The sequence below is a fragment of the Rhizobium gallicum bv. gallicum R602sp genome, assembly GCF_000816845.1.
Taxonomy (GTDB): Bacteria; Pseudomonadota; Alphaproteobacteria; order Rhizobiales; family Rhizobiaceae; genus Rhizobium; species Rhizobium gallicum.
Genome location: NZ_CP006877.1, coordinates 3,842,691 through 3,869,284, shown reverse-complemented (window position 1 = coordinate 3,869,284; position 26,594 = coordinate 3,842,691). Strand labels below are relative to the sequence as shown.

Below are 26,594 nucleotides of genomic sequence, written 5' to 3'. Positions count from 1 at the left end.
GGCATGTCCATTCTCGTCAATAAAGACACCAAGGTCCTCGTCCAGGGGCTGACCGGCAAGACCGGCACTTTCCACACCGAGCAGGCGCTTGCCTATTACGGCACCAAGATGGTCGGCGGCATCCATCCGAAGAAGGGTGGCGAGACATGGGGGTCGCTCGAAGGCGAAGCACATCTGCCGATCTTTGCCTCCGTCGCCGAGGGCAAGGAAAGGACCGGTGCCGACGCATCGGTGATCTATGTGCCACCGGCCGGCGCCGCCGAGGCGATCATCGAGGCGATCGAGGCGGAAATTTCGCTCATTATCTGCATCACGGAAGGCATTCCGGTCGAAGACATGATCAAGGTCAAGTCCAAGCTCGACAAGTCGAAGTCGCGACTGATCGGTCCGAACTGCCCGGGTGTCCTGACGCCTGAGGAATGCAAGATCGGCATCATGCCGGGCTCCATCTTCAAAAAGGGTTCGGTCGGCGTTCTCTCGCGCTCCGGCACGCTGACCTATGAAGCTGTCTTCCAGACCTCGAATGAAGGTCTCGGCCAAACGACGGCAGTCGGCATCGGCGGCGACCCGGTCAAGGGCACCGAGTTCATCGACGTACTCGAGATGTTCCTTGCCGACGACGAAACCAAGTCGATCATCATGATCGGCGAAATCGGCGGATCGGCTGAAGAAGACGCGGCTCAGTTCCTCAAGGACGAAGCCAAGCGTGGACGCAAGAAGCCGATGGTCGGCTTCATCGCCGGGCGAACGGCACCTCCCGGCCGCACCATGGGCCATGCCGGCGCCGTGATTTCCGGCGGCAAGGGCGGCGCGGAAGACAAGATCGCGGCTATGGAAGCGGCCGGCATCACCGTGTCGCCGTCTCCGGCTCGCCTCGGCAAGACGCTGGTTGAAGTCCTCAAGGGCTAAGCCAACTTATATATCCGGGCGGAAGAAAGCACCTGCGCTTGCGCCCGGCCCCAGGTTTTCGACAGCAGGTGTGCCGCGGACAGGCGGCAAATTCGAATGCGGCAGCCGGGTAGAGCCGGCAAATTCATCAAAAGTCAGGAGGCGGGCGGAAAGCGTCCGCGTAAAACCATGGCACGGCAAGAAGCCAACGAGCAGTTTCAGATCACCTCGTTTCTGGATGGCGCCAATGCTGCCTATATCGAGCAGCTCTATGCAAGCTACGAAGAGGATCCATCATCGGTCGACGATCAGTGGCGGACTTTCTTCAAGGCGCTGGAAGACGATCCGAACGATGTGAAGAAGGCGGCCAAGGGCGCTTCCTGGCGCAAGAAGAACTGGCCGATTCAGGCCGGCGGCGATCTTGTATCTGCGCTCGACGGTGATTGGGGTACGGTCGAGAAGGTCATCGAAACCAAGGTGAAGGCAAAGGCCGAAGCTGCCGGCAAGCCGACCGACGGCGCTGACATCCTCCAGGCGACGCGCGACTCCGTTCGTGCCATCATGATGATCCGCGCCTATCGCATGCGCGGCCATCTGCATGCCAAGCTCGATCCGCTAGGCATCGCAGCACCGGTCGAAGACTACAAGGAACTGTCGCCGGAAGCCTACGGCTTCAGCGCGGCCGACTACGATCGCAAGATCTTCATCGACAACGTGCTCGGTCTCGAATACGCGACCATTCCGCAGATGATCGAGATCCTCGAGCGAACCTATTGCTCGACTCTCGGCGTCGAGTTCATGCACATGTCCAATCCGGAAGAGAAGGCCTGGATTCAGGAACGCATCGAAGGGCCGGACAAGGGCGTTGCGTTCACGCCGGAAGGCAAGAAGGCGATCCTTGCCAAGCTCGTCGAAGCGGAAGGCTATGAGCAGTTCCTCGACGTCAAGTTCAAGGGCACCAAGCGCTTCGGCCTCGATGGCGGTGAATCACTGATCCCGGCTCTTGAGCAGATCCTGAAGCGTGGCGGGCACCTCGGCCTGAGGGAAGCCGTGTTCGGCATGGCGCATCGCGGCCGCTTGAACGTGCTCAGCCAAGTGATGGGAAAGCCGCATCGCGCCATCTTCCATGAGTTCAAGGGTGGTTCCTATGCGCCCGACGAGGTCGAAGGTTCAGGCGACGTGAAGTACCATCTCGGTGCATCTTCCGACCGCGAATTCGACGGCAACAAGGTTCACGTTTCGCTGACGGCAAACCCTTCCCACCTTGAAATCGTCGACCCCGTCGTCATGGGCAAGGCGCGCGCCAAGCAGGACATGAGTGCTACCGTATGGGAAGGCGATGTCATTCCGCTCTCCGAGCGCGCCAAGATTCTGCCGTTGCTGATCCACGGCGATGCGGCTTTCGCGGGCCAGGGCGTCATCGCTGAAATTCTAGGCCTTTCGGGTCTTCGCGGCCACCGTGTCGCCGGAACGATGCATGTCATCATCAACAACCAGATCGGCTTTACGACGAACCCGGCCTTCTCCCGTTCGTCGCCCTATCCGTCCGACGTTGCCAAGATGATCGAGGCCCCGATCTTCCACGTCAATGGCGACGATCCGGAAGCTGTGGTCTACGCCGCGAAAATCGCGACCGAGTTCCGCATGAAGTTCCACAAGCCGGTCGTGATAGACATGTTCTGCTATCGCCGCTACGGCCACAACGAAGGCGACGAACCGTCCTTCACCCAGCCGAAGATGTACAAGGTGATCCGAGGCCACAAGACGGTGTTCCAGCTTTACGCCGAGCGTCTTGTTGCGCAAGGCCTGCTGACCGAAGGCGAAGTCGAGAAGATGAAGGCCGACTGGCGCGCTCATCTCGAGCAGGAGTTCGAGGCCGGGCAGTCCTACAAGCCGAACAAGGCCGACTGGCTGGACGGCGAATGGTCTGGTCTGCGCACGGCCGATAACGCCGACGAACAGCGCCGTGGCAAGACGGCCGTACCGATGAAACAATTGAAGGAGATCGGCCGCAAGCTCTCGGAAGTGCCGGCGGGCTTCAACGCGCACCGCACGATCCAGCGCTTCATGGAAAACCGGGCCAACATGATCCAGACGGGCGAAGGCATCGACTGGGCCATGGGCGAGGCGCTCGCTTTTGGTGCACTCTGCCTCGAAGGCCATAAGATCCGTCTTTCGGGTCAGGATTGCGAACGCGGCACTTTCTCGCAGCGCCATTCGGTCCTTTACGATCAGGAGACCGAAGCGCGTTATATCCCGCTCGCCAACCTGTCGCCGACGCAGGCCCGCTACGAGGTCATCAACTCGATGCTCTCCGAAGAGGCCGTTCTCGGCTTCGAATACGGCTATTCGCTGGCGCGCCCGAACGCGCTCACGCTCTGGGAAGCGCAGTTCGGCGACTTCGCAAACGGTGCGCAGGTCGTCTTCGACCAATTCATTTCGTCGGGCGAACGCAAGTGGCTGCGCATGTCGGGTCTCGTCTGCCTGCTGCCGCATGGTTACGAAGGTCAGGGTCCGGAACACTCTTCGGCCCGCCTGGAACGCTTCCTGCAGCTTTGTGCGGAAGACAACATGCAGGTTGCCAACGTGACGACCCCGGCGAACTACTTCCATATCCTGCGCCGTCAGTTGAAGCGCGACTTCCGCAAGCCGCTGGTCCTGATGACGCCGAAGTCGTTGCTGCGCCACAAGCGGGCGGTTTCGAGCCTCGCAGAGATGGCCGGCGAATCCTCCTTCCACCGCCTCCTCTGGGACGATGCAGAGGTCGTCAAGGACGGACCGATCAAGCTGCAGAAAGACAACAAGATCCGCCGCGTCGTCATGTGCTCCGGCAAGGTCTATTATGATCTTCTGGAAGAGCGCGAAAAGCGCGGTATCGACGATGTCTATCTGCTGCGCGTCGAGCAGCTCTACCCGTTCCCGGCCAAGGCGCTCATCAACGAGCTCTCCCGCTTCCGCAATGCGGAAATGGTCTGGTGCCAGGAAGAGCCGAAGAACATGGGCGCATGGTCGTTCATCGATCCGTATCTCGAGTGGGTTCTTGCCCATATCGATGCGAAGTATCAGCGCGTCCGTTACACCGGACGTCCGGCTGCCGCTTCCCCGGCAACGGGCCTGATGTCCAAGCATCTGTCGCAGCTCGCTGCATTCCTTGAGGATGCGCTGGGCGGCTGAGGAGTTGGGGCGATGGCATATTTCTTCTTGAGACTTGTGCCGCCTCGTTCCCGCTTTCCGAACGACGCGACCGGGGAGGAAATGGCTGCGATGGAACGGCATGCCGAATATTGGCGCCACAACGCAGAAGCGGGATCGGCAATTGCTGTCGGCCCCGTCTTCGAGGGCGAAGGCGCCTGGGGCATGGCGGTCGTCTCAGTCGAGGATCGGGAGGCCGCAAAGGCGCTTGCCGATGCCGATCCGATCGTCCGCTCCAGTTTCGGTTTCCACTTCGAAATTTTGCCAATGCCCTCGATCATTCTCCGGCCGTCTTCTGCCGGAAACGAATAAACGAAAACAAGCAAATCAGGATTTGAACAATGGCCACAGAAATCCGCGTTCCAACTCTCGGTGAATCCGTCAGCGAGGCAACCGTCGGCACCTGGTTCAAGAAGGTTGGCGACGCCATCAAGGCCGATGAGCCGATTCTAGAGCTTGAAACCGACAAGGTGACCATCGAAGTACCGGCACCGACCTCCGGCACGTTGTCCGAAATCGTTGCCCAGGCCGGCGAAACCGTGGGCCTCGGCGCTCTGCTCGGCCAGATCGCCGCAGGCGCTGCAGCTCCGGCTGCCGCTCCCGCAAAGGCTGCCGAGCCGGCCGTCGCTGCTCCCGCCCAGGCAACACCTGCAGCTCCGGCTGCTGCCGCTGCGGCACCGGTTGCTTCCGCCCCGGCCCCGGCTTCCACCATGCCGGCGGCGCCGGCTGCCGCCAAGATGCTCGCTGAGAACAATCTCTCGGCCGATCAGGTCGAAGGCAGTGGCAAGCGTGGCCAGGTGCTGAAGGGCGATGTGATCGCTGCCGTCGCCAAGGGCCTTTCCGCCCCGGCTGCTGCGCCTGCCGCTCCCGCTGCCGTCCGCGGCCCATCGACCGTTGAGGACGCCGGCCGCGAGGAGCGCGTGAAGATGACGCGCCTGCGCCAGACGATTGCCAAGCGCCTCAAGGATGCGCAGAACACCGCGGCCATGCTCACCACGTACAACGAGGTGGACATGAAGGCAGTCATGGACCTGCGCGCCAAGTACAAAGACGTCTTCGAAAAGAAGCATGGCGTCAAACTCGGCTTCATGGGCTTCTTCACCAAGGCTGTGACCCACGCCCTGAAGGAACTGCCGGCCGTCAACGCCGAGATCGATGGCACCGACATCATCTACAAGAACTACTGCCACATCGGCATGGCTGTCGGCACGGACAAGGGCCTGGTCGTTCCGATCATCCGCGATGCCGACCAGATGTCGATTGCCGAGATCGAGAAAGACCTTGGCCGTCTCGCCAAGGCTGCACGCGACGGCACGCTCTCGATGGCCGACATGCAGGGCGGCACCTTCACGATCACCAATGGCGGCGTCTATGGTTCGCTGATGTCCTCGCCGATCCTCAATGCGCCGCAGTCGGGCATTCTCGGCATGCACAAGATCCAGGAGCGTCCGGTCGTTGTCGGCGGCCAGATCGTCATCCGTCCGATGATGTATCTGGCACTCTCCTACGATCACCGCATCGTCGACGGTAAGGAAGCCGTGACCTTCCTCGTCCGCGTCAAGGAAAGCCTGGAAGATCCCGAGCGTCTGGTTCTCGATCTCTAAGAGAATGATGGGGCCGCGCGAGCGGCCCTGTTTTTCGCGGCAAGGAGTGCCTTATGGCGCGTGGAGTTCCGGCAGCGGACGGCAGTTCGCTTCTAATCGTTAGGCTGAAATTGGCGGCTGCCCTGGCGGCGCCACTTTTCCTGTGCGCAATGACGGGAGCTGCGCTTTCGGCCGAGTGCAAGCAGTCTGATGCCGTCTATGCCGATCGCGACGGCGCTTATGAACTCCGCTTTTCGCCGCTCGGTTCCGAAGCCGCCGCGGCAAGCAATCAGTTCAAGATCAATGTCTTGAAGACCTCGATCGTTCTGGACGGCTATGTGATGCCGTCGGAGGATCCCGATCGTGCTATCGGCATCGTCATGTTCAACTGCCCGGATGGTGATGTGACGGGTGCGGATCTCGATGCCTGCACGATCTGGCAAGGGCCGGTCTACAGCGTCCGTGCCGCGGGCGAACTGGATAATCTTCAGGCGGAGGCGCAGGGCGCTGCTGACAGGATCGTGCTGCCTGGCCTCGGTCCGGCGATCCGCGAGTCCTCGATTTGGGGCGAAGGCAAGGCGACGGTCGCGCCCTGGGATGTCCTGACCTTCAAGGAATGCGCGAAATGAGTGATGTGCCTGTTTTGCTCGTGACCGGCGCAAGCCGCGGCATCGGTGCTGCCGTCTCAAGGCTTGCTGCCAAACAAGGCTGGCGGGTTGCCGTGAATTATGTCTCCAACAGGGCAGCCGCGGATGCCGTCATTGAAGCGATCACGGCGGACGGCGGCGAGGCGATTGCCGTCAAAGGCGATGTCGGCAACGCCGCTGATATCACCTCGATGTTCGAAACCGTTGATCGCCATTTCGGGCGGCTTGATGGGCTGGTGAACAATGCCGGTATCGTCGATACGGCTCAGCGCGTCGACGAAATGAGCGTCGAGCGCATCGAGCGGATGATGCGCGTCAATGTCACCGGCTCCATTCTCTGCGCGGCGGAGGCTGTTCGTCGCATGTCGAGCAAGCATGGCGGCAAGGGCGGAGCGATCGTCAACATCTCGTCGATGGCGGCGATCATCGGATCACCGTCGCAATATGTGGATTACGCCGCTTCGAAGGCGGCGATCGATACCTTCACGATCGGGCTCGCCCGCGAAGTCGCCGCGGATGGCATCCGCGTGAATGCGATCCGTCCGGGAATTATCGACACCGATATTCACGCCTCCGGCGGACTGCCGGACCGTGCGCGCGACATGGCGCCGAACATTCCGATGCAGCGGCCGGGAACGGCAGAAGAGGTGGCCGATGCCGTCCTCTATCTTCTTTCTTCTGCGGCCTCCTACGTCACGGGTGCAATCCTCAACGTCAGCGGTGGGCGGTAGGTCGCAAAGGGTAAACGATGCAAATTCTTCGCCGGCGTCTCGATCCTCTTCACCGTCAAGTCCATCGCGACCGCTTCGTTGCCAGCAACAAATGGTTCAACCGCATCGCCGGCGCCGCATTGGTCGGCCTCGGCTTCCGCCTCGCACTCACCCGCGCGGCCGACTAAACGATTAAAGCAAAGGAAAAGAAACAATGTCCTATGATGTGATCATTATCGGAACCGGCCCCGGCGGCTATGTCGCCGCGATCAAGGCGGCCCAGCTCGGCCTCAAGGTCGCGGTCGTCGAAAAGCGCGCGACCTTCGGCGGCACCTGCCTTAATGTCGGATGCATTCCCTCCAAGGCGTTGCTGCATGCTTCCGAAATGTTCCATCATGCCGGTCACGGCATGGATGCGCTCGGCATCGAAATACCGCGTCCGACGCTTAATCTCGAAAAGATGCTGGCGCACAAGGATGCGACGGTGAAGTCGAATGTCGACGGCGTCGCCTTCCTCTTCAAGAAGAACAAGATCGATGCCTTCCAAGGCACCGGCAAGATCGTTTCCGCCGGGAAAGTTTCCGTGACCGCCGACGACGGCAAGGTCCAGGAGATCGAAGGCAAGAACATCGTGATAGCCACAGGCTCCGATGTTGCCGGCATCCCAGGCGTTCAAGTCGAGTTCGATGAAAAGGTGATCATCTCCTCGACCGGCGGTATTGCGCTGGAGAATGTGCCGGAAACGATGATCGTCGTCGGTGGCGGCGTCATCGGTCTCGAATTGGGCTCTGTCTGGTCACGCCTCGGTGCGAAGGTGACCGTCGTCGAATATCTCGACACGATCCTCGGCGGCATGGATGGCGACGTAGCAAAGCAGTTCCAGCGTATGCTCGCCAAGCAGGGCATCGAATTCAACCTCGGCGCCAAGGTCGTTGGCGTCGAGAAGGGCGGCACGGGTGCCAAGGTGACGTTCGAACCGGTCAAGGGCGGCGACAAGGTGACGCTCGAAGCGGAAGTCGTTCTCATCGCCACTGGCCGCTTGCCCTATACGGCAGGCCTCGGCCTTGAAGAGGCGGGTGTCAAACTCGACAATCGCGGTCGCGTCGAGATCGACGGCCACTTCAAGACCAATGTCGCCGGCATTTATGCAATCGGCGACGTCGTGAAGGGTCCCATGCTGGCCCACAAGGCGGAAGACGAAGGCGTGGCGCTTGCCGAAATCCTTGCCGGTCAGGCCGGTCATGTGAATTACGACGTCATCCCGAGCGTCGTCTACACACAGCCGGAAGTCGCCTCCGTCGGCAAGACCGAGGAAGAGCTGAAGGCTGCAGGCATCGCCTATAAAGCTGGCAAGTTCCCGTTCACGGCAAATGGCCGCGCTCGCGCGATGCTCGCGACAGACGGCTTCGTAAAGATCCTGTCGGACAAGGCGACGGACCGCGTTCTCGGCGGTCATATTGTCGGCTTCGGTGCCGGCGAGATGATCCACGAGATTGCCGTTCTCATGGAGTTTGGCGGTTCTGCCGAGGATCTCGGCCGCACCTGCCATGCGCATCCGACAATGTCGGAAGCAGTGAAGGAAGCGGCACTCGCTGCCTTCTTCAAGCCGATCCATATGTAAATCCCGAAGACCGAGCTCAGACAGCCGCGGTTCGCAAGGACCGCGGCTTTTTTAATGGCTTCGGCCAGATGCCTTCACCATACTGGTCTGAAGTGCGATTTAAGTCTGGCTTCGGTCCCGCGAGCACGAGCAACCGGATAGCTGAAATGAAGGATATGCGCGTAGCTTCAATTCACTTGCGTGACGGTGAAACCTTGTTTGCGCAGAAGTTCGATCACTCCGCCATCGCCTGGCAGATGCAGGGCGCCGACCGCCATGAAGACATTGCCGTTGGCGAGAATCGGAGCTGCGCGCTCGGCCATTATTTTGTTGCGGTCGAGGATGATGCGCTGCTCGAAGCTGGCGTAATCGCTCTCCTCGTCCTTGCCGTCCGGCGAAACTGTCTTCAGCATCGGTATGGTCATGCCGATGTCGCCGGAGAGATAGAGATCGGTCATCGTTTCCACGACGTCGTTCATCTTGGAGCCGAGCTCTAGGGTCTCGATCAGTGACTTCAGATGGAATTCGACCGGAAGTTCGGCCATTGCCTGCAGTTGTTCGGCAAGCGTTTCGAGCCCGCGCACCTGCTTGCCTTCGGCGGTTGCGTCGGCTGCGATCTTCTGATCGAGGAAGGGGATACCCTTCGCCTTGCGGGAAATTTCGCAGGCGGGGAGCGCGACGGCGCTCGCAATCATCCAGGGTCGCATGCGCGAAACGGCGGAGAGCGGAATGCCGCGTCGCTTGAGGCCAGCACCGAGACGGGCGTAATCCTCGCGCGACAGGAGTTTTTCGATCGTCGTCCCATCGGTGAACATGGTGAGGTCCGGCCGGGCGAGGAGGGCGGCGGCCGCCTTCTTCTCACTCAGGATCTCATCGGATTCGATGACGATCGTATCGGCGCCATCACGGGCGGCCTGGGCGTAGAGCGGCAGGTTCAGCACGCGTGGATCAGTGACATGCATGCTGCCAAGCAGAAACGAGGTCTTCAGGCCGGGCTTTTCGATTTTCCAGAAAATGCCTTTGCCGTTCGGCGTCGCATCCGCTTCCTTGACGACCTCTGCATAGCGGGCAGGATCGTTTTGCTGCAGCTCGGTCATCAGGTTCTTGCCGGTGCAGGTATCGTCGGCAGCCTGCGCCGAAGACACCGCAAGGAGCCCGGCGAGAAGCGCGGCGGCAAGCAGCATATGGAAGGCTGCAATCAGCCCGAGCAACATATTGTCCGGTGTCGCAATGCGCAGACTAAGGTGGCCGATGGTGATCGTCATGATGATGTTCCGGTCACAATGTATGAGAGCTCATGCTCTACGCCTTGCATGCGCATTTTGCCTTAAGAGAATGCGTTAACAAAAAATTACGCCCTTGGATGAGCACGATCGTAAACTTCCAGCAAACGCGATGAATCGACGCCGGTATAGACTTGGGTCGTCGACAGGCTTGCGTGACCGAGCAGTTCCTGGATCGTCCTCAGATCGCCGCCGCCAGCCAGCAGATGGGTTGCAAAAGAATGACGCAACGCATGCGGTGTTGCCGTTTCCGGCAATCCGAAGGCGCTGCGCATCCGCTGCATCGTGCGCTGGATGATCCCAGCCTGAAGCTTGCCGCCGCGAGCGCCGCGGAAGAGCGGTTCTCCGCTCTCCAGATGGTAGGGGCAGAGAGAGCGGTATTTCTCAACGGCTTCAAGAACAACGGGCAGCAGCGGAACCAGGCGCGTCTTGTTGCCCTTGCCGGTGATGCGCAGTGTTGTGGCGCCTGCATGCAAGCTGTCCGCAGTCAGGTCAAGTGCCTCGGCAATGCGCAGACCGCAGCCATAGAGGAGCGTGAAAACGGCGGCATCGCGCGCAGCGATCCATGGTTCCTCGTGAAGCTGTGCCTCGTCGCTGGCGACATTGATCGCCTGCTTGTCGGAGAGTGGTTTCGGCAGCGATTTCGGCTGTTTCGGCGAGCGAACGGCTCCCGCTCCGGCAGCGTTCACCAAACCTTTTTTTTCCAGATATCGTAGCAGCGACCGAAGACCGGCCAGATTGCGGCCAAGCGATCGCGCACCGGAACCTTCTTTTCGGCGGGCAGCCAGGAAGCCGCGGAAATCGGCCGGGCGAAGAGATTCAATGTCCTTCAACGTCGCCGGGCCGCCGATATGGCCGGTCAGGAAGGTGAGGAACTGGCGGCTGTCGCGCTCGTAGGCGTCGAGCGTGTGTTCGGAAAAGCGTCGCTCGCGCTCGAGATTTTCAAGCCAGGCGCTGCGTTCCGCCATCAGGCGCGGGTCGGCGATAATCAGGAGTTCGTTCACTGGCGCGGGCCTTGATTTTGTTCTTGCCTTTGCCAAGTTTGGAGCAGGGACCGTTAGGGAATTGCTAATATCGGCCAAGCTCTTGTCATGCTTCCATCATAATAGGTTGCGATAGCTGTTCCGAACGAAACAGGACTTTGCATGGCACGGCGCCAATCCACGACGGCTTTCGGACAGCTCGCGGAAGCGATCGCTCTGGTTTCCCACGGCAACCCCGGACACATCGTTGATACTCTGATCGCCGAGCGCGGCCAGCACATTGTCCGCCACCCGCTTTGGCCGGTGATGCGGCCCTTTCTCTATGCGCTTTTGCGCTATAACAAGGCGCTTCAGTTCGCTAACGACGTAGCGAACATGCCGGGCTTCCAGTGCTTCGAATATATGAGCAACCTGCTGAGGCTGGATATCGCGGTTAGAAATGCCGAGCGTATCCCTGCATCCGGCGGCTTCATTCTCGTCAGCAATCATCCGACCGGCATTGCCGATGGTGTTGCAGTTTTCGACCTCCTGAAGAACCGCCGCCCGGACATGATGTTCTTTGCCAACCGGGACGCGGTGCGCGTCAATCCGCGTTTTGCGGAAATGGTGATCCCTGTGGAATGGAGGGACGAATACAAGACGAAACTCAAGACCCGTGAGACGCTGCAGCTCACGAACCACGCCGTGAAGGAAGGAAAGGCAACGGTATTGTTTCCCTCGGGCCGCATCGCCTATTGGGCGAACGGCCGGCTGAACGAAAGGCCGTGGAAAAACTCTGCCGTCGGGCTTGCCCGCAAATACAATCTGCCGATCTTGCCGGTCCACATGACCGCGCGCAACTCCGGTCTTTTCTACTGGTTTGCAAAGTGGTCGACCGAACTGCGCGACATGACGGTGTTTCACGAACTTCTCAACAAGCGCGGCGATCGATTTGATTTCATCATCGGCGATCTCGTTCCGGTGGGGCATCTGGACGGCGACATAAACGAAGTGACCAAGGCGCTTGAAAAACACACGCTTCATGATCTGCGTGCGGACAGCGATGCACGGTTCCTGCCGCTTATCCAGCCGCCCGCGCCTGAGATAGTGGCGGCCCATTCATTTCGTTGAGCGGATAGGTTAAAGCGAGGCATGCTGCTCCGCTCGATGTTCGCCCAGAACGAAAGGTCGCTGCGATCGATCCGCATGGATCTTTCGGGCATCAATCTTTCCGTCGGCGAAAACGGCGCGGGAAAAGGCAAGCTCCGGCGCTCTATCGATGGCTGGTGCTTCTTTCATGGGTTGATGGCCGACCGATCGTCGCCGCTGCGCACGCCATGTCTGGCAGTCATGGCCCCGATGCTCGATGAGGACGAGCAGGCGATGTTCTCGCAGGTTTTCTTTTTGCTTTATAGCGGGCATGGTCACGCCCGATGAGCACAGATTCGTCCGATCTCTTTGGCGCGTTACTCGATGCACCAGCCGGAACCCGCACGGTTCCGGTTCTCGTGCCCATGCCTGCACCGAAACCCTATTCCTATTCCGTGCCGGATGGCATGGCGGTCGAGGCGGGTTCGCTCGTGCAGGTGCCGCTCGGCCCCAGACAGGTGATCGGCGTTGTCTGGGACGGTGGTGAAGATGGCGTCGATCCGAAGAAGCTTAGACCGATCACGCATGTCTTCGATTGCCCGCCGCTATCCAAGGAAATGCGGGAGTTCATCGACTGGGTGGCTGCGTACACGCTATCGCCGCCCGGTCTTGTTGCCCGAATGGCGCTTCGTGCGCCCAATGCCTTCGAACCGGAGCCGATGGCGGAAGGATTGCGCTTCGTCGGCGGCGAGCCGGAGCGGATGACGCCTGCGCGTGCCAGAGTGCTCGATACAGCATCGCACGGTGTCTCGTGGACACGGACCGGACTTGCACATGCCGCCGGTGTTTCCACCAGCGTTGTCGATGGCCTCATCAGCCAAGGGCTTTTCGAGATAATTTTCCTGCCTCCGCCTCCGGTCGTGGCAAAACCCGATCCGGACTTTGCCTCTTCGCGGCTGCAGGGGCCGCAGAAGGATGCCGCCGAAGAGATTTTGTGCGAAGTCACAAAAGGTGAGTTTGCCGTTTCGCTGATTGATGGCGTGACGGGATCCGGCAAGACCGAGGTCTATTTCGAGGCGATCGCCGAGACGCTTCGCCGTGGCAAGCAGGTGCTGATCCTCCTGCCGGAAATCGCGCTCACCGCAAGTTTCCTGGAGCGCTTCCAGGACCGGTTCGGCGCAAAGCCGGCCGAATGGCATTCCGATCTCGCGCCGCGCATGCGCGAGAAAGTCTGGCGGCAGGCGGTGACCGGCGAGATTCGCGTGGTTGCCGGCGCCCGGTCGGCATTGTTTTTGCCGTTCGAAGACCTGGGGCTCATCATCATCGATGAGGAACACGATCCTGCCTACAAGCAGGAAGACCGCGTCTATTACAATGCCCGCGACATGGCAGTCGTGCGCGGTCGCATCGGCAATTTCCCGGTTGTTCTCGTGTCTGCGACCCCTTCCCTCGAAAGCCAGGTGAACGGTCAGAGCGGACGCTACAGCACCATCCATCTGCCGACACGCTACGGCGAGGCGGCGCTGCCCGACCTGCATCTCGTCGATATGCGGCGGCACGCGCCGAAAAGGGAAGGTTTTCTCTCGCCCGTCTTGATCCGCGCGATCGGCAAGACGGTCGAAAAGGGCGAGCAGGCGCTGCTCTTCCTCAATCGACGCGGCTACGCACCGCTGACGCTCTGCCGTGTCTGCGGCCACCGCTTCCAGTGCCCGCAATGTTCGAGCTGGCTCGTCGAGCACCGTTTCCGCAGCCAGCTGCAGTGCCATCAATGCGGCCATACGGAGCGGACGCCGGAGGCTTGTCCGGAATGCGGAACGCTCGATCACCTCGTTGCCTGTGGGCCGGGGGTCGAGCGCATCGCGGAAGAAGTCGAGCGTCATTTCCCCGACGCGCGGACCATCGTGTTATCCTCGGACATTATGGGCGGCGTCAAACGCCTGCGGCTGGAACTCGAGGCGATCGCCAAGGGCGAAGCGGATATCGTCATCGGCACGCAGCTCGTCGCCAAGGGGCATAACTTTCCGTTGATGACGCTGGTCGGCATTGTCGATGCGGATCTCGGTCTCGCCAACGGTGATCCGCGCGCGGCGGAAAGAACATTCCAGCTTCTTTCACAGGTGACAGGCCGCGCAGGGCGAACGGGTCTGAAGAGCCATGGCCTGCTGCAGACGTACCAGCCGCAGCATCCCGTCATGCAGGCAATCGTTTCAGGCGACGCGAGCGCGTTCTACGAGCGGGAAATCGCCGAGCGCGAGCGGGCAAGTTTGCCACCTTTCGGACGCCTTGCGTCGATTATCGTCTCGGCCGAAACGCGCCATGATGCGGAAAACCATGCCCGCGGCATGCGGAGCGCGGCGCCGCAGGTTTCCGGCATTTCCGTGCTCGGCCCCGCCGAAGCACCGCTGGCGCTGGTGCGCGGCCGCTACCGTTTCCGGCTCCTCGTACACGGGCGGCGGAGTTCCGACATGCAGGCATTTCTGCGCAGTATGCTTGCGCAGGCGCCGAAAGAGCGTGGCTCCGTGCACGTCCAGCTCGATATCGACCCGCAAAGCTTCCTGTAGATCGGCGATTGACAGCCGTTTTCCACCCGGCGCAATCATGCCATAAGGGGCAGCCATTCGCAGCGTGATTTGGGGTTGATCCATGGAGTTTTATTTTCCCGAGACCTTTGCCGAGCAGCTCGCATTCTGTTCGGCGGCGTTCACCGCTCTTGCGGGTCTCGTCATCATGTTCGCGCCCGGATATGCGATGCAGCTTTTCGGCCTTCAGCCGCGTGGAGACCGCCGGGATGGTTTCGCCGAGCAACGCTCCGTCGGCGGTTTCTATCTCGGATTTGGACTGGCGGCGATCATGCTGGCGCAGGATTTCATCTACATGGCGCTTGGGGCGGCATTTGCGATGGCGGCTTTCGCCCGGGTCGTTTCGCTCCTTTCCGATAAGGGGAGCACAATTCTCAACTATTTACTTCTGGTTGTGCAAGCGGCTCTAGCGGCCCTCCCGCTCGCCTATTCCTTGGGCTTCTTCGCAGCCTAGATTACCGCGCCGCGAGCCGCTCGCTCGCCGGGCTTTGCGCCATTTCACGATTTTGCCGATAGAAAAGCATTCGAAAGGCATATTCGGGCATTACGCGTGTTGCGAGTCCCGACATCCTATGTTAGACGGACCCCGAATTTCGGAAGAAGCAAGAGGCTTCTCTTGCGATTTCTGGGGGAAATCAAAACGAATTCAAGAGCATAGGTCAGGCGCCCGCCAAAGGCCGGATTCTTGGGTTGAAATCAGGGAAATTTGTGCCCGTGGCAGACACGTCCCAGCTTGCTTCTGGTGTTGCAGAACGATATGCGTCCTCGCTATTCGAACTGGCTCTTGAAGAAGGCGCCGTCGAGAGCGTCACTACAGATCTCAATCGTTTCCAGGCGATGCTGGACGAGAGCGACGACCTGAGGCGCTTCGTTGCAAGCCCGGTATTCTCCGCAGACGATCAGCTCAAGGCGGTCGCTGCAATCAGCGAGAAGGCAGGCATCAGCGGCTTCTTTGCTAATTTCCTGAAGGTTGTGGCGCGTAACCGCCGCCTCTTTGCCCTCCCGGGCATCATCAAGGCCTTCCGCATCATTGCTGCTCGCCAGCGTGGCGAAATTTCTGCCGAGGTTACCTCGGCCCATGCGCTGACCGCAGCGCAGGAAACCGAATTGAAGGCGGCGCTGAAGGGCGTCACCGGCAAAGACGTGACGATTGCCGTCACGGTTGATCCGTCAATTCTTGGTGGTCTGATCGTGAAGGTCGGGTCCCGTCAGATTGATACGTCGCTTCGTACCAAACTTTCTACCCTCAAGCTTGCATTGAAAGAGGTTGGCTGATGGATATCCGCGCCGCGGAAATTTCCGCAATTCTCAAAGATCAAATTAAAAACTTCGGCAAAGAGGCGGAAGTCTCGGAAGTCGGCCAGGTGCTTTCTGTCGGTGACGGTATTGCTCGCGTTTACGGTCTGGACAACGTTCAGGCGGGTGAAATGGTCGAGTTCCCCGGCGGCATCCGCGGCATGGCGCTGAACCTCGAGTCCGATAACGTCGGTGTCGTTATCTTCGGCTCCGACCGCGACATCAAGGAAGGCCACACCGTCAAGCGGACCGGCGCCATCGTTGACGTCCCGGTTGGTCCGGAACTGCTTGGCCGCGTCGTTGACGCGCTCGGCAATCCGATCGACGGCAAGGGCCCGATCAACGCGACGCGCCGTGCGCGTGTCGACGTCAAGGCTCCCGGCATCATCCCGCGCAAGTCGGTTCATGAGCCGATGTCGACCGGCCTCAAGGCTATCGATGCTCTCATCCCCGTCGGCCGTGGCCAGCGCGAGCTTGTCATCGGCGACCGCCAGACCGGCAAGACCGCGATCCTTCTCGATACGATCCTGAACCAGAAGGCCATTCACGACTCCGGTCCGGAAGCTGAAAAGCTTTTCTGCGTCTACGTCGCCGTCGGCCAGAAGCGCTCCACGGTTGCGCAGTTCGTCAAGGTTCTCGAAGAACGCGGCGCCCTGAAGTATTCGATCATCGTCGCAGCGACGGCTTCCGATCCCGCTCCGATGCAGTTCCTGGCTCCGTTTTCCGGCTGCGCCATGGGCGAATATTTCCGCGACAACGGCCAGCATGCGCTGATCGGTTACGACGACCTGTCCAAGCAGGCTGTTTCCTACCGTCAGATGTCGCTGCTGCTGCGCCGCCCGCCGGGCCGCGAAGCCTATCCGGGCGACGTCTTCTACCTCCATTCGCGTCTCCTCGAGCGCGCTGCAAAGATGAGCGACGCAATGGGCGCCGGTTCGCTGACGGCTCTGCCGGTCATCGAAACGCAGGGCAACGACGTTTCGGCGTTCATTCCGACCAACGTGATCTCGATCACCGACGGCCAGATCTTCCTCGAAACCGACCTATTCTATCAGGGCATCCGTCCGGCGGTTAACGTCGGTCTGTCGGTTTCGCGCGTCGGCTCGGCCGCCCAGATCAAGGCGATGAAGCAGGTTGCGGGCTCGATCAAGGGTGAGCTCGCCCAGTATCGCGAAATGGCCGCCTTCGCCCAGTTCGGTTCTGACCTTGACGCTGCGACGCAGCGCCTGCTGAACCGCGGTGCCCGCCTGACCGAACTCCTGAAGCAGCCGCAATTCTCGCCGCTCAAGGTGGAAGAGCAAGTCGCGGTCATCTTCGCAGGTGTCAACGGCTACCTGGACAAGATCGCTGTCGCTCAGATCGGCAAGTTCGAGCAGGCATTGCTGTCGTACCTGCGTTCGGAAGGCTCGGCCATCCTCGACACGATCCGCACCGAAAAGGCAATCAGCGACGATACCAAGGGCAAGCTTGTGGCTGCTCTCGATACCTTCGCGAAGTCTTTCGCCTGATCGCACCTAATTAGGACGGAAAACGGATGCCTTCACTTAAGGATCTGAAAAACCGGATCGCCTCCGTCAAGGCGACGCAGAAGATCACCAAGGCGATGAAAATGGTCGCCGCGGCGAAGCTTCGGCGTGCGCAGGAGGCGGCCGAGGCCGCCCGGCCCTATTCGGAGCGCATGGCGGTTGTTCTTTCGAACATCTCCAAAGCGATGACGGATGGCGATAGCGCACCAGTGCTCATGACGGGTACGGGCAAGGCTCAGGTTCACCTGCTCGTTGTCTGCACCGCCGAGCGCGGCCTCTGCGGTGGCTTCAATTCACAGATCGCGCGCTTTGCCCGCGACCATGCCCGCAGGCTCATCGCCGAAGGCAAGACCGTCAAGATCTTCACCGTCGGCAAGAAGGGCTATGACGTTCTTCGTCGCGAATTTGCGTCGCTCATCGTCGAGCGCAAGGAGCTTCGCGACGTGAAGCGCATCGGCTTCGAGAACGCCGACCAGATCGGCAGGCGCGTCATCGAGATGTTCGAAGCCGGCGAATTCGACGTTTGCACGCTGTTCTACTCGGAGTTCAAGTCGGTCATCTCGCAGGTGCCGACGGCTCAGCAACTCATCCCGGCTTCGGCTCCGGAAGCTGTTGCTGAAGACGTCGTGCATGCGGGTGCCGTCTATGAATACGAACCGGATCCGGCATCGATCCTGAACGATCTGATCCCGCGCAATATTTCCGTCCAGATTTTCCGCGCGCTCCTCGAGAACGTCGCCGGCGAAATGGGCGCGAAGATGAGCGCGATGGATAGTGCGACGCGCAACGCTGGTGAGATGATCAACAAGCTGACGCTCAGCTACAACCGGCAGCGTCAGGCTCAGATCACCAAGGAACTCATTGAAATCATTTCGGGCGCGGAAGCGCTCTGAGGTTAGAGAAAGAGGGTATGAAAATGGCTAGGGCAGCTACCCCGAGGGCGGCAGCGAAGACCGCTGCTAAGAAGACCGCCACAGGCTCTGTCGGCAGGGTCACACAGGTTATCGGCGCCGTCGTCGACGTTGCTTTCGAAGGCGAACTGCCGGCGATTTTGAACGCGCTCGAAACCACCAACATGGGCAACCGCCTGGTTCTGGAAGTCGCGCAGCATCTCGGTGAAAACGAAGTCCGCACGATCGCCATGGACTCGTCCGAAGGCCTGGTCCGCGGCCAGGAAGTCGTGGACACCGGCGCTCCCATTTCGGTTCCGGTCGGCCCGGAAACGCTCGGCCGCATCATGAACGTCATCGGCGAGCCGGTTGATGAAGCCGGTCCGCTGGTTACCGCTTCCAAGCGTGCGATCCACCAGGACGCACCGTCTTACGTCGAGCAGTCGACGGAAGCACAGATCCTCGTCACCGGCATCAAGGTCGTCGATCTTCTGGCTCCTTACGCCAAGGGCGGCAAGATCGGCCTCTTCGGCGGCGCAGGCGTCGGCAAGACGGTTCTCATCATGGAACTGATCAACAACGTTGCCAAGGCTCACGGTGGCTACTCGGTGTTTGCAGGCGTTGGCGAGCGCACCCGCGAAGGCAACGACCTCTATCACGAAATGATCGAATCGGGTGTCAACAAGCATGGCGGCGGTGAAGGCTCGAAGGCAGCCCTCGTTTACGGCCAGATGAACGAACCGCCGGGCGCTCGCGCTCGCGTCGCTCTGACCGGTCTGACGGTTGCCGAAAACTTCCGCGACCAGGGCCAGGACGTTCTGTTCTTCGTCGACAACATCTTCCGCTTCACGCAGGCAGGTTCGGAAGTGTCGGCTCTGCTTGGCCGTATTCCTTCGGCCGTCGGTTATCAGCCGACGCTCGCAACCGACATGGGCCAGATGCAGGAACGCATCACGACGACGACGACCGGCTCGATCACCTCGGTTCAGGCTATCTACGTTCCGGCTGACGACTTGACCGACCCTGCTCCGGCAACTTCGTTCGCGCATCTTGACGCGACGACCGTTCTATCGCGCTCGATTGCCGAAAAGGGCATCTACCCGGCCGTCGACCCGCTCGACTCCACCTCGCGCATGCTCGACCCGATGGTCGTCGGCGAAGAGCACTATGAAGTTGCTCGCAAGGTTCAGTCGACGCTGCAGCGCTACAAGGCCCTGCAGGACATCATCGCCATCCTTGGCATGGACGAACTGTCCGAAGAGGACAAGCTCGCCGTCGCCCGTGCCCGCAAGATCGAACGTTTTCTATCGCAGCCGTTCTTCGTTGCCGAAGTCTTCACCGGTTCGCCGGGCAAGCTGGTTGCGCTCGAAGACACGATCAAGGGCTTCAAGGGTCTCGTCAACGGCGAATACGACCACCTGCCGGAAGCCGCCTTCTACATGGTCGGCTCGATGGACGAAGCCATCGAGAAGGCCAAGAAGCTCTCCGCAGCTGCTTGATGAACGAAGCTCGTGACGAGATTTTCTGCTGCGACTCCCTGAAGGAAGTCGTGGCAGGACTTCCCGCCCCGGCGGCGCCGACCGTTTACAGAGCAGATAATGGCGTGCTGATGATGGTGGTGGGTTTGGTACAGACCGAGGAAGGTCTGGGATATCTCGATCAGGCGATAATGCACTGCCCGTTCTGCGGGACCAAACTGCAAGATGCAAAGGCCATAGCCGAGAAGGTAAGTCACTGATGGCTGACAATTTCAATTTTGAACTCGTATCTCCGGAGCGCTTGCTCCTGTCGGAGATGGTGACGGAAGTTGTCATTCCGGCAACCGAGGGCGAGATGACCGTCATGGCGCACCACGCCCCGACGATGACGACCATCAAGCCAGGCATCGTCAGCGTCCGCTCCAGTGGCGGCTCCAAGCAGGACTACGTTGTTTTCGGCGGCTTCGCCGACATCCTGCCGACCGGTTGCACGCTGCTTGCAGAATCCGCTGTTGCGGTCGAGGACCTGACCAAGGACGAGTTGACCCGTCGTATCGAGACTGCGAAGAAGGAGCTTGAGGATGCCCTGCATCACGAGCACAAGTCCAAGCTCGAGCATTTCATCCTGGAGCTGACGCATCTGCGCGGCATCGTCCAGCAGGACTGATCGGGATTGCAGCGAAATACCCTAAAGCGGCCTCAGCGGGCCGCTTTTTGTTTGCGGCAGGGGGGCCGGCTCAACGTGGAACGGCATGGACTTTCACCAAGACCGGCCGTTCGATGAAAATATAGCTGAGGCTTCCGATGACGAACACAAGGGCTGCTGCGAGGAGCGACCAGAGCAGCCAGCCGTAGAGAAGATTGTCGCTGATCGGGCCGAAGGCGGAAGGAAAAAGCGCCTCCACGGCTGAAATGACCGGATCCTGCCAGATATAGATGCCGAACGAAATTTTCGCGGTGAAGCGGACCGCTCGACTATCGAGACAGTTGCCGAGCCATAACGAGCGCGCCAGCGCGACTAGGGCCGCTGCAATAGCTATCGGAAAGAGCGGAAAGCTATAAGGAATTCCGAGCCAGCCATAGGCCTCCCAAGGCCCGCCCTCAGACGAGACGAGGGCAGCGGCGCTACCGGCTATGGCAATACAGGCGAGGACATCGAAGAGAGCTACCTTTCGCTTCGACAGGATTGTCTCGACGCCCGAAGCAAGGATACCGAGCGCGAAGATCGCAAAGAAGCCGATCGGATTGTAACGCGGCATCCATTCCTTCGCACCGCCCGCCATGCCGAACTGCCAGCCGCGCTGCATGTGGTCCGGCTGCAAGGCGTTGACGGTTAACCAGTGCAAGACAAGAGCGGTCGCTATGGCGCCAAGCCAAACGAGACGCGTAGACAAGCGCGGCAGCGCGCGGCTGAAGTAATGAAGAGCGAGCATGAACGCCGGCAGCAAAACATAACATGTCGCTTCGAATGGAATCGACCAAAGCGGCCCGTTCCCTTCGACCGGAAACAAAGTGCGCCAATGCCACTGGCTCATCAAAAGGAAGCCTGCGGCATAACGCATGCCGAGCTCGGCCGTTGGTGGATCTCCAAGCAGTGTGATGCTCAAAACGAAGCCTGCAGTCAGCGCCACCCAGTAGCCAGGCAGGATGCGCGCCGCACGATGTATGGCGTACGTTTTCATACCCGGCAATGGGCGGTGCTCATCGAGAGCTCGCCAGAAGGGCCGCGCAAGCAGATAGCCGCTTAGAACAAAGAAGATCGCCACGCCGAAATTGCCGAAGCGGGCAATGACCAAGGCCGATCGGGCGGCGGGATCCACCTGATTGATCTCGACGCGCAGGACAAGATGATGAATGAGCACGAGGAGGCACGCCGCCGCACGCATGGCATCGGCACCCGCCAGCCTCCGATCTATCTCCATTCGTGCCTCGCCTGTCTGCTTTTCCTCAGGCCTAGGACATGATGGCGCGTAGGACAAGGGCGCTTCTTTGGGCCGCCGGCATGTGGACGGGCGCGCGATCCATCTTCGCCGGCCATCGGGCGCGAACGCTAACATATGCACCGGGCGAACACCCGGGCATAGGCCAGCCCGGGTGCTCGCCGGCATTTCCGTACCTGCCGGGAACGGAAACAGGCGTGATTCAGGCGGCGATGTTTCGATAAGGTCGCTCGGCGCGCGCGGCGGACAACGCATGCGCCCACCATTGCAGCCTTGCCACCATCCGGGCGAGAAGCTTGAGCGAGTCTTCGGGCCGCTCGAGGTTGCCGTCTTCATCGAAACGGTTCCAAGGTGCCGCAATGCTCACGGTGTCACGAATGGTGACCGCATGCAGTTCGGCGAAGACAAGCCGCAGCTGTTCGACAGCACGCAGACCGCCCGAGATGCCTCCATAGGATACGAAGGCTACGGGTTTGCCGTGCCAGGGTTCGTTGAATGAATCGAGCACGAATTTGAGTGCCGCCGTGAAGCTGTGATTATATTCCGGCGTGACGACGATGAAGGCATCTGCCGCATTCAGGCGAGAGGCGAGACGCTCAATTTCCGGATGACCGCTATCGTGCCGGGCAGGCAGATCGAAATCGAGCGGATCGATGATATCGAGGTCGATCAGCGGGTAGAGCGTGAGTTGCCGCGTCAGCCATTTCACCACCCGGTCGCATATCCGGCCCTCACGTATGCTTCCGTAGATGACGCCGATTCTGATAGCGGTTTGCATATATTGCCCCTTCTTTACGCTGCAAGGAGCTTGGCTTATAAAACCTCAACCAATATTGAGGTCAATATGGAAACAAGTTCATCGACCAATTTCAGCAGGCTTCTCACTATAGGCGAAGTGGCAGAGCGCAGCGGACTGGCCGTCTCGGCGCTGCATTTTTACGAGGCCAAAGGCCTGATTTCGAGCATGCGGTCGCGCGGCAACCAGCGGCGTTACGGGCGCGATGTCCTGCGCCGTCTCGGCATCATCAAGGTGGCGCAGAGGGTCGGCATACCGCTGGCCGAAATTCAGGCGGCCTTCGATACGCTGCCACAGGGGCGCACCCCAACTGCGAGTGACTGGCAGAAGCTCTCGCAGATGTGGAAGGACGATCTGGATTCGCGGATCAGGCGGCTGACGTTGCTTCGCGATCGTTTGACCGGTTGCATCGGCTGTGGTTGCCTGTCGATCGAAAGCTGCCCGCTGCGAAATCCCTGCGACAAGCTTGGCAAAGAGGGAACCGGTGCGCGCCTGCTGGAGGAGCCTTAGGCGGCCGCTGCAATCGCCCGCAGAAAGCTCAAGGGCAGCCGCTTCATCCTGCCGGCGGCTTTGCGCGGATATCCCTCGACAGGAGGGCCGCTTCGCGGATTATCGGCGCGGAGAAGGCGTAGGTGTCCTGCCCCTGCGCGACGATCCGGAAGCGCATGTCACCCTGCGCGCCGATCACCGTGAGGACCTCGACTTTTGGAATACCTGGGATCGAGTGAGAAAACGGCCGGACGATGCCTGGGCCGAGCTTGACGCTCATTTTAGTGGATCGGGTGGGGCGGGAAACTTATCGGGGCAGATCAATACCGCGGCCGAGTTCCCCGAAGCGGATCACCTGGCCCGCAAGGTCGCCGAAGCCCACATGCGCGACATGCGGCGGCGTCTTAACGAAAAAAATAGCGCTAGAACGAAGAAAAGCGAATGTCAAACGAACGCTCTACGACAATGCTTTTTCCGAGGTTTCGATCAGATTGATGCCACTTTCCGCGCAGACCTTCCTGAGGGATTCGACGTTGCAGTCGTCCGTGACGAAGGTGTGGACCTGTGACAGATGGCCGATGCGCACCGGAGCCGTGCGCTCGAACTTGGTGGAGTCGGCAACGAGGACGACGTGGCGCGCATTCGCCATTATTGCCTGCGCGACCTTCACCTCGCGGAAATCGAAGTCGAGAAGCGCACCGTCCGGATCGATCGCCGAAGCGCCGATGACGGCGTAATCGACTTTGAACTGCCGGATGAAATCGACGGCTGCTTCGCCGACGATGCCGCCATCCGAATGGCGCACCACGCCGCCCGCGATGACGACCTCGATCGACGGAAAAAGACGCAAGCGGCTGGCAACGTTGATGTTATTGGTGATCACCATCAATTCCTGGTGGTCGACGAGCGCTTCCCCGACGGCCTCGGTCGTCGTTCCGATATTGATAAAGAGCGAGGCTTTGTCGGGAATAAGATCAGCGGTCGCGCGGCCGATCGCGAGTTTTTCGCTGGCGGCGATCGAGCGGCGCGCCTCGTATTTTACGTTCTCCGTCCCGCCCGGAAAGATCGCTCCGCCGTGAATGCGCGTCAGCACATGCCCATCGCAAAGATCGTTCAGATCCTTGCGGATGGTCTGCGGCGTGACAGAGAAGCGCGCTGCCAGATCTTCGACCAGCACGCGGCCTTCCGATTTGGCGATATCGAGGATCTCCGTCTGCCGTCCGGACAGAAACATGGTTTCGCTCCCTTTCTTTCGTTGGGCCGGATCATATGTTAAAGCGAAAATTGCGCAATCGGCGACTGGCGGCCGGAGCCGGGAGGGTTCAAGCGTGTTTCATCCCAAGCTTTTTGAGAATCGCAATGTCGTGGTGACGGGAGCAGGACGTGGAATCGGCCTCGAAGTCGCGCGGCAGTTCCTGGATTGCGGCGCGCACGTCCTGGTTCACACTGGCCGCAACAGCGAAAGGGATTTGCCGGATTTCCTGCTGACAGCAGAGCAGGAGCGGCGTGCGGTTCTCGTTGCAGCCGATTTTCTCGCGCCGAACGGCACTGCCGCTTTCGCAGCGAAAGCTCTGGATACTTTCGGCATCGTACACGCACTCGTCAACAATGCCGGCACCATGGTCGGCCGGTTTTTGGCAGACACGTTGACCGACAGGGAATACGACACGATCGTCAGACTCAATCAGACATCTGTCGTCGAACTCACGCGTGCGCTGCTGCCGGCGTTGCGGGCAGCCAACGGGGCGGCGATCGTCAATACGGTTTCCATCTCGGCGCTGACTGGCGGCAGTCCCGGCTCGGCAATCTATTCCGCCTCCAAGGCTTTCGTCGCCACTTATTCTAAAGCGCTCGCACGCGAGCTGGCGCCGGATGCGATCCGGGTCAATTGCGTCTCGCCGGGCACGATCGAAACCGACTTCCACGGGCGTTATTCCTCGCCGGAGAAGCTGGAGCAGACCCGCAAGAGTATACCGCTGCAACGTCTCGGAACTGCCGAGGATTGCGCGCCCGCCTATCTCTTTCTGGCTGCGCCATCGCTCTCCGGCTACATCACTGGCCAAGTGCTCGAAATCAATGGTGGCCAGCTTATCTGCTGATTTGTTTGGACTTTTTTTGGTATTTCGCCAATTGGGTACAATGCCGGCGTGTGGATATGTTATCGTTGCGGCTACCTGAAGTGCATCCAGCAGAGATTCAGAATGCCCTTGCCAAAGACCGAACCGGGAATAACCGGCCAGGAACTGCAGAAGCTTGCTGTAAAAGCCCACGAAGCAAGCGACCTGCTGAAAGCAATGGCGCATCAAACCCGGCTTCTCATTCTCTGCATCCTCGCCAAGGAGGAAAGGACGGTCAGCCAAATCGAGGAATTGCTCGGTATACAGCAAGCGATGGTATCACAGCAGCTTGCGCGGCTGCGCATGGAGGGCCTCGTTAACACGCGCCGGGCAGGCCGGCTGGTCTATTACAGCATCGGCAATGCCAATCTGACGATTTTCCTGGATTCTCTCTTCGGCTTGTTCGAAGCAACCGACCCCGACTGATTCCTGCCCTTGCGATTATTGGCGGCAAGCGCCAAAGATGGCTTGTCCCCCGAAGCGGGCGGAAGGCCGGATGATCGACAAACTTGAATTCTTCATTGCCCTTGCCAACGAAAAGCACTTCGGCCGTGCTGCCGAGGAGTGCGGCATCTCGCAGCCCACGCTGTCGGCTGCAATTCGCCAACTTGAAGATCAACTGGGCGTCATGCTGGTGCAGCGGGGCTCACGATTCCAGGGTCTGACGCCGGAAGGCCAACGTGTCCTCGAATGGGCAAGGCGCATCGTCGGAGACACGCGCACCATGCGCGAAGAGATGCGTGCGGCGCGCAAAGGTCTTTCCGGCCATCTGCGCCTTGCTTCCATTCCGACAGCTCTGGCGATGCTACCGCGTATTACGACGCCTTTTCAGGAGCGGCACCCGGACGTCACCTTCTCCATCGTTTCGCGCAATTCGCTGCAGGTGTTGAGCATGCTCGAAAATCTCGAGATCGACGCCGGGGTGACTTATCTTGAAAACGAGCCCCTTGGGCGTGTAACGACCGTACCGCTTTATGCCGAGCGCTATCACCTGATCACTGCCGCTGGAAGTCCGCTTTCCGATCGCGAGACCGTGACCTGGCGCGAAGTGGGCGACCTTCGGCTTTGCCTATTGACGGCTGACATGCAGAACCGCCGCATCATCAACCGGCACCTCGCGGAAGCGGGCGCGAGCGCGCATCCCACTTTGGAATCCGGTTCGATGATCGTGCTGTTTTCTCACGTCAGAACCGGGCGCTGGGCGAGCATCATGCCGCGTAATGTGGCTGAATCCTTTGGATTTCCCGCCGAAATACGCATGATTCCGATTGTCGAGCCGGCGGCCCATCATTCGGTCGGGTTGGTCGCCACACATCGCGAGCCTTTTACGCCGCTCGTGTCTGCGTTGCTGCACGAGGCGAGAATACTCGCAGAGAGCGAAAGTCTATGATAGAAATTTCCTATCAGCCGACGGGACAGCTTTATTGATCACTCGATGTTTCCCTGAAAGACTTCCCCCGAGATACCGGATCGGCATGGGGAGGCCGTTTCGGTGAGCGACACAGCAAAGCCTCGGGAGGCCCGCCGAA

General features: G+C 60.2%; 26 protein-coding genes and 3 pseudogenes. 23 read left to right on the top strand and 6 right to left on the bottom strand.

The genetic code is table 11. The features are described 5' to 3' along the window. Nucleotides 1-3: 3 nt before the first annotated feature. From sucD to lpdA, 8 genes and pseudogenes are all read left to right on the top strand, one after another. Nucleotides 4-909 carry a succinate--CoA ligase subunit alpha gene (gene sucD / locus RGR602_RS18900; protein WP_039846354.1) on the top strand — a complete coding sequence of 302 codons (906 nt, stop codon included), beginning with the start codon at nt 4-6 and terminating at the stop codon, nt 907-909. Nucleotides 910-1,077: 168 nt separating this feature from the next. Then, complete coding sequence (locus RGR602_RS18895; RefSeq protein ID WP_039847028.1) at nt 1,078-4,062, top strand: 2-oxoglutarate dehydrogenase E1 component; 2,985 nt, start codon at nt 1,078-1,080, stop codon at nt 4,060-4,062. 12 nt (nt 4,063-4,074) lie between these two features. Then, nucleotides 4,075-4,392 (top strand): YciI family protein, encoded by a 318-nt coding sequence (locus tag RGR602_RS18890; protein WP_039846353.1) that lies wholly within the window; start codon nt 4,075-4,077, stop codon nt 4,390-4,392. A 29-nt stretch (nt 4,393-4,421) separates the two neighbouring features. Continuing rightward, a complete protein-coding gene (gene odhB / locus RGR602_RS18885) occupies nt 4,422-5,684 on the top strand; it encodes a 2-oxoglutarate dehydrogenase complex dihydrolipoyllysine-residue succinyltransferase (protein WP_039846352.1) in 1,263 nt (420 codons plus the stop codon). A gap of 53 nt (nt 5,685-5,737) precedes the next feature. Further along, on the top strand, nt 5,738-6,292 hold the full coding sequence (locus tag RGR602_RS18880) for a hypothetical protein (RefSeq protein WP_407692033.1): 555 nt from the start codon (nt 5,738-5,740) through the stop codon (nt 6,290-6,292). Further along, nucleotides 6,289-7,041: an SDR family oxidoreductase gene (locus tag RGR602_RS18875; protein WP_039847026.1), complete on the top strand. Its 753-nt coding sequence runs from the start codon at nt 6,289-6,291 to the stop codon at nt 7,039-7,041. Before RGR602_RS18880 ends, RGR602_RS18875 begins: the two co-directional genes overlap by 4 nt. Nucleotides 7,042-7,065: 24 nt before the next feature. Then, nucleotides 7,066-7,208 (top strand): annotated as a pseudogene (locus RGR602_RS37330) (LysE family translocator); the annotation flags it as partial. Between the two features lie 26 nt (nt 7,209-7,234). Beyond that, the gene (gene lpdA, locus RGR602_RS18870) at nt 7,235-8,641 is read left to right on the top strand and encodes a dihydrolipoyl dehydrogenase (protein WP_039846351.1); all 1,407 of its coding nucleotides are present in this window, start codon (nt 7,235-7,237) and stop codon (nt 8,639-8,641) included. Nucleotides 8,642-8,808: 167 nt separating this feature from the next. On the opposite strand, the gene RGR602_RS18865 is transcribed toward lpdA, so the two are convergent. Then, nucleotides 8,809-9,885 carry a TraB/GumN family protein gene (locus RGR602_RS18865; RefSeq protein WP_039846350.1) on the bottom strand — a complete coding sequence of 359 codons (1,077 nt, stop codon included), beginning with the start codon at nt 9,883-9,885 and terminating at the stop codon, nt 8,809-8,811. Between the two features lie 86 nt (nt 9,886-9,971). After that, nucleotides 9,972-10,907, bottom strand: coding sequence for a tyrosine recombinase XerC (locus RGR602_RS18860; protein WP_039846349.1), 936 nt, complete (start codon nt 10,905-10,907; stop codon nt 9,972-9,974). A 141-nt stretch (nt 10,908-11,048) separates the two neighbouring features. Between RGR602_RS18860 and RGR602_RS18855 the strand changes: the two genes are divergently transcribed. From RGR602_RS18855 to RGR602_RS18810, 10 genes and pseudogenes are all read left to right on the top strand, one after another. After that, entirely contained in the window at nt 11,049-11,996 is a 948-nt protein-coding gene (locus RGR602_RS18855) for a GNAT family N-acetyltransferase (RefSeq protein WP_039846348.1), read from the top strand. A gap of 21 nt (nt 11,997-12,017) precedes the next feature. Continuing rightward, nucleotides 12,018-12,143: pseudogene (locus tag RGR602_RS38490) on the top strand (AAA family ATPase); the annotation flags it as partial. Nucleotides 12,144-12,298: 155 nt separating this feature from the next. After that, the gene (locus RGR602_RS18845; protein ID WP_039846346.1) at nt 12,299-14,515 is read left to right on the top strand and encodes a primosomal protein N'; all 2,217 of its coding nucleotides are present in this window, start codon (nt 12,299-12,301) and stop codon (nt 14,513-14,515) included. Nucleotides 14,516-14,597: 82 nt separating this feature from the next. Then, nucleotides 14,598-14,987 carry an AGROH133_08824 family phage infection protein gene (locus tag RGR602_RS18840; protein ID WP_039846345.1) on the top strand — a complete coding sequence of 130 codons (390 nt, stop codon included), beginning with the start codon at nt 14,598-14,600 and terminating at the stop codon, nt 14,985-14,987. Nucleotides 14,988-15,241: 254 nt separating this feature from the next. Further along, complete coding sequence (locus RGR602_RS18835) at nt 15,242-15,808, top strand: F0F1 ATP synthase subunit delta (RefSeq protein WP_039846344.1); 567 nt, start codon at nt 15,242-15,244, stop codon at nt 15,806-15,808. Continuing rightward, the gene (atpA, locus tag RGR602_RS18830) at nt 15,808-17,337 is read left to right on the top strand and encodes a F0F1 ATP synthase subunit alpha (protein ID WP_039846343.1); all 1,530 of its coding nucleotides are present in this window, start codon (nt 15,808-15,810) and stop codon (nt 17,335-17,337) included. Before RGR602_RS18835 ends, atpA begins: the two co-directional genes overlap by 1 nt. A gap of 26 nt (nt 17,338-17,363) precedes the next feature. Continuing rightward, nucleotides 17,364-18,248: a F0F1 ATP synthase subunit gamma gene (locus RGR602_RS18825; RefSeq protein WP_039846342.1), complete on the top strand. Its 885-nt coding sequence runs from the start codon at nt 17,364-17,366 to the stop codon at nt 18,246-18,248. Between the two features lie 23 nt (nt 18,249-18,271). Continuing rightward, the gene (gene atpD / locus RGR602_RS18820) at nt 18,272-19,744 is read left to right on the top strand and encodes a F0F1 ATP synthase subunit beta (RefSeq protein WP_039847025.1); all 1,473 of its coding nucleotides are present in this window, start codon (nt 18,272-18,274) and stop codon (nt 19,742-19,744) included. Further along, complete coding sequence (locus RGR602_RS18815) at nt 19,744-19,983, top strand: hypothetical protein (protein ID WP_039846341.1); 240 nt, start codon at nt 19,744-19,746, stop codon at nt 19,981-19,983. Before atpD ends, RGR602_RS18815 begins: the two co-directional genes overlap by 1 nt. Next, nucleotides 19,983-20,390, top strand: coding sequence for a F0F1 ATP synthase subunit epsilon (locus RGR602_RS18810; protein WP_039846340.1), 408 nt, complete (start codon nt 19,983-19,985; stop codon nt 20,388-20,390). The genes RGR602_RS18815 and RGR602_RS18810 overlap by 1 nt, the downstream gene beginning before the upstream one ends. A gap of 70 nt (nt 20,391-20,460) precedes the next feature. On the opposite strand, the gene RGR602_RS18805 is transcribed toward RGR602_RS18810, so the two are convergent. Together RGR602_RS18805 and RGR602_RS18800 are read right to left on the bottom strand one after the other, a co-directional pair. After that, entirely contained in the window at nt 20,461-21,645 is a 1,185-nt protein-coding gene (locus RGR602_RS18805) for an acyltransferase family protein (protein ID WP_039846339.1), read from the bottom strand. Between the two features lie 220 nt (nt 21,646-21,865). Then, nucleotides 21,866-22,441 (bottom strand): NADPH-dependent FMN reductase, encoded by a 576-nt coding sequence (locus tag RGR602_RS18800; protein WP_039846338.1) that lies wholly within the window; start codon nt 22,439-22,441, stop codon nt 21,866-21,868. A gap of 66 nt (nt 22,442-22,507) precedes the next feature. Between RGR602_RS18800 and soxR the strand changes: the two genes are divergently transcribed. Then, on the top strand, nt 22,508-22,969 hold the full coding sequence (soxR, locus tag RGR602_RS18795) for a redox-sensitive transcriptional activator SoxR (RefSeq protein WP_039846337.1): 462 nt from the start codon (nt 22,508-22,510) through the stop codon (nt 22,967-22,969). Nucleotides 22,970-23,012: 43 nt separating this feature from the next. Here soxR and RGR602_RS39755 read toward each other — a convergent pair whose 3' ends face one another. Next, complete coding sequence (locus RGR602_RS39755) at nt 23,013-23,228, bottom strand: hypothetical protein (RefSeq protein WP_039846336.1); 216 nt, start codon at nt 23,226-23,228, stop codon at nt 23,013-23,015. On the opposite strand from RGR602_RS39755, the pseudogene RGR602_RS38485 reads away from it, so the two are divergent. Continuing rightward, nucleotides 23,148-23,354, top strand: a pseudogene (locus RGR602_RS38485) (TetR family transcriptional regulator); the annotation flags it as partial. The gene RGR602_RS39755 and the pseudogene RGR602_RS38485 overlap by 81 nt on opposite strands. A 51-nt stretch (nt 23,355-23,405) precedes the next feature. Here the strand turns inward: RGR602_RS38485 and RGR602_RS18785 are convergent. Continuing rightward, on the bottom strand, nt 23,406-24,182 hold the full coding sequence (locus tag RGR602_RS18785; protein WP_039846335.1) for a DeoR/GlpR family DNA-binding transcription regulator: 777 nt from the start codon (nt 24,180-24,182) through the stop codon (nt 23,406-23,408). Nucleotides 24,183-24,276: 94 nt separating this feature from the next. Between RGR602_RS18785 and RGR602_RS18780 the strand changes: the two genes are divergently transcribed. The 3 genes from RGR602_RS18780 (at nt 24,277) to RGR602_RS18770 (ending at nt 26,455) form a co-directional block, all read left to right on the top strand. Then, complete coding sequence (locus RGR602_RS18780; protein ID WP_039847024.1) at nt 24,277-25,047, top strand: SDR family NAD(P)-dependent oxidoreductase; 771 nt, start codon at nt 24,277-24,279, stop codon at nt 25,045-25,047. A gap of 102 nt (nt 25,048-25,149) precedes the next feature. Then, entirely contained in the window at nt 25,150-25,491 is a 342-nt protein-coding gene (locus tag RGR602_RS18775) for an ArsR/SmtB family transcription factor (RefSeq protein WP_039846334.1), read from the top strand. Nucleotides 25,492-25,561: 70 nt separating this feature from the next. Beyond that, on the top strand, nt 25,562-26,455 hold the full coding sequence (locus RGR602_RS18770) for a LysR family transcriptional regulator (protein ID WP_039846333.1): 894 nt from the start codon (nt 25,562-25,564) through the stop codon (nt 26,453-26,455). Nucleotides 26,456-26,594: the final 139 nt, after the last annotated feature.

Bases quoted from the DNA above. Each gene is read 5' to 3' on its own strand.
- RGR602_RS18805 (WP_039846339.1), bottom strand. From the start codon at position 21,645: ATGGAGATAGATCGGAGGCTGGCGGGTGCCGATGCCATGCGTGCGGCG.
- RGR602_RS18800 (WP_039846338.1), bottom strand. From the start codon at position 22,441: ATGCAAACCGCTATCAGAATCGGCGTCATCTACGGAAGCATACGTGAG.
- RGR602_RS39755 (WP_039846336.1), bottom strand. From the start codon at position 23,228: ATGAGCGTCAAGCTCGGCCCAGGCATCGTCCGGCCGTTTTCTCACTCG.
- RGR602_RS18840 (WP_039846345.1), top strand. From the start codon at position 14,598: ATGGAGTTTTATTTTCCCGAGACCTTTGCCGAGCAGCTCGCATTCTGT.
- RGR602_RS18895 (WP_039847028.1), top strand. From the start codon at position 1,078: ATGGCACGGCAAGAAGCCAACGAGCAGTTTCAGATCACCTCGTTTCTG.
- RGR602_RS18875 (WP_039847026.1), top strand. From the start codon at position 6,289: ATGAGTGATGTGCCTGTTTTGCTCGTGACCGGCGCAAGCCGCGGCATC.
- RGR602_RS18815 (WP_039846341.1), top strand. From the start codon at position 19,744: ATGAACGAAGCTCGTGACGAGATTTTCTGCTGCGACTCCCTGAAGGAA.
- lpdA (WP_039846351.1), top strand. From the start codon at position 7,235: ATGTCCTATGATGTGATCATTATCGGAACCGGCCCCGGCGGCTATGTC.
- RGR602_RS18825 (WP_039846342.1), top strand. From the start codon at position 17,364: ATGCCTTCACTTAAGGATCTGAAAAACCGGATCGCCTCCGTCAAGGCG.
- atpD (WP_039847025.1), top strand. From the start codon at position 18,272: ATGGCTAGGGCAGCTACCCCGAGGGCGGCAGCGAAGACCGCTGCTAAG.
- RGR602_RS18810 (WP_039846340.1), top strand. From the start codon at position 19,983: ATGGCTGACAATTTCAATTTTGAACTCGTATCTCCGGAGCGCTTGCTC.
- RGR602_RS18855 (WP_039846348.1), top strand. From the start codon at position 11,049: ATGGCACGGCGCCAATCCACGACGGCTTTCGGACAGCTCGCGGAAGCG.
- RGR602_RS18865 (WP_039846350.1), bottom strand. From the start codon at position 9,885: ATGACGATCACCATCGGCCACCTTAGTCTGCGCATTGCGACACCGGAC.
- RGR602_RS18775 (WP_039846334.1), top strand. From the start codon at position 25,150: ATGCCCTTGCCAAAGACCGAACCGGGAATAACCGGCCAGGAACTGCAG.
- RGR602_RS18890 (WP_039846353.1), top strand. From the start codon at position 4,075: ATGGCATATTTCTTCTTGAGACTTGTGCCGCCTCGTTCCCGCTTTCCG.
- RGR602_RS18880 (WP_407692033.1), top strand. From the start codon at position 5,738: ATGGCGCGTGGAGTTCCGGCAGCGGACGGCAGTTCGCTTCTAATCGTT.
- sucD (WP_039846354.1), top strand. From the start codon at position 4: ATGTCCATTCTCGTCAATAAAGACACCAAGGTCCTCGTCCAGGGGCTG.
- RGR602_RS18845 (WP_039846346.1), top strand. From the start codon at position 12,299: ATGAGCACAGATTCGTCCGATCTCTTTGGCGCGTTACTCGATGCACCA.
- RGR602_RS18785 (WP_039846335.1), bottom strand. From the start codon at position 24,182: ATGTTTCTGTCCGGACGGCAGACGGAGATCCTCGATATCGCCAAATCG.
- odhB (WP_039846352.1), top strand. From the start codon at position 4,422: ATGGCCACAGAAATCCGCGTTCCAACTCTCGGTGAATCCGTCAGCGAG.
- atpA (WP_039846343.1), top strand. From the start codon at position 15,808: ATGGATATCCGCGCCGCGGAAATTTCCGCAATTCTCAAAGATCAAATT.
- soxR (WP_039846337.1), top strand. From the start codon at position 22,508: ATGGAAACAAGTTCATCGACCAATTTCAGCAGGCTTCTCACTATAGGC.
- RGR602_RS18770 (WP_039846333.1), top strand. From the start codon at position 25,562: ATGATCGACAAACTTGAATTCTTCATTGCCCTTGCCAACGAAAAGCAC.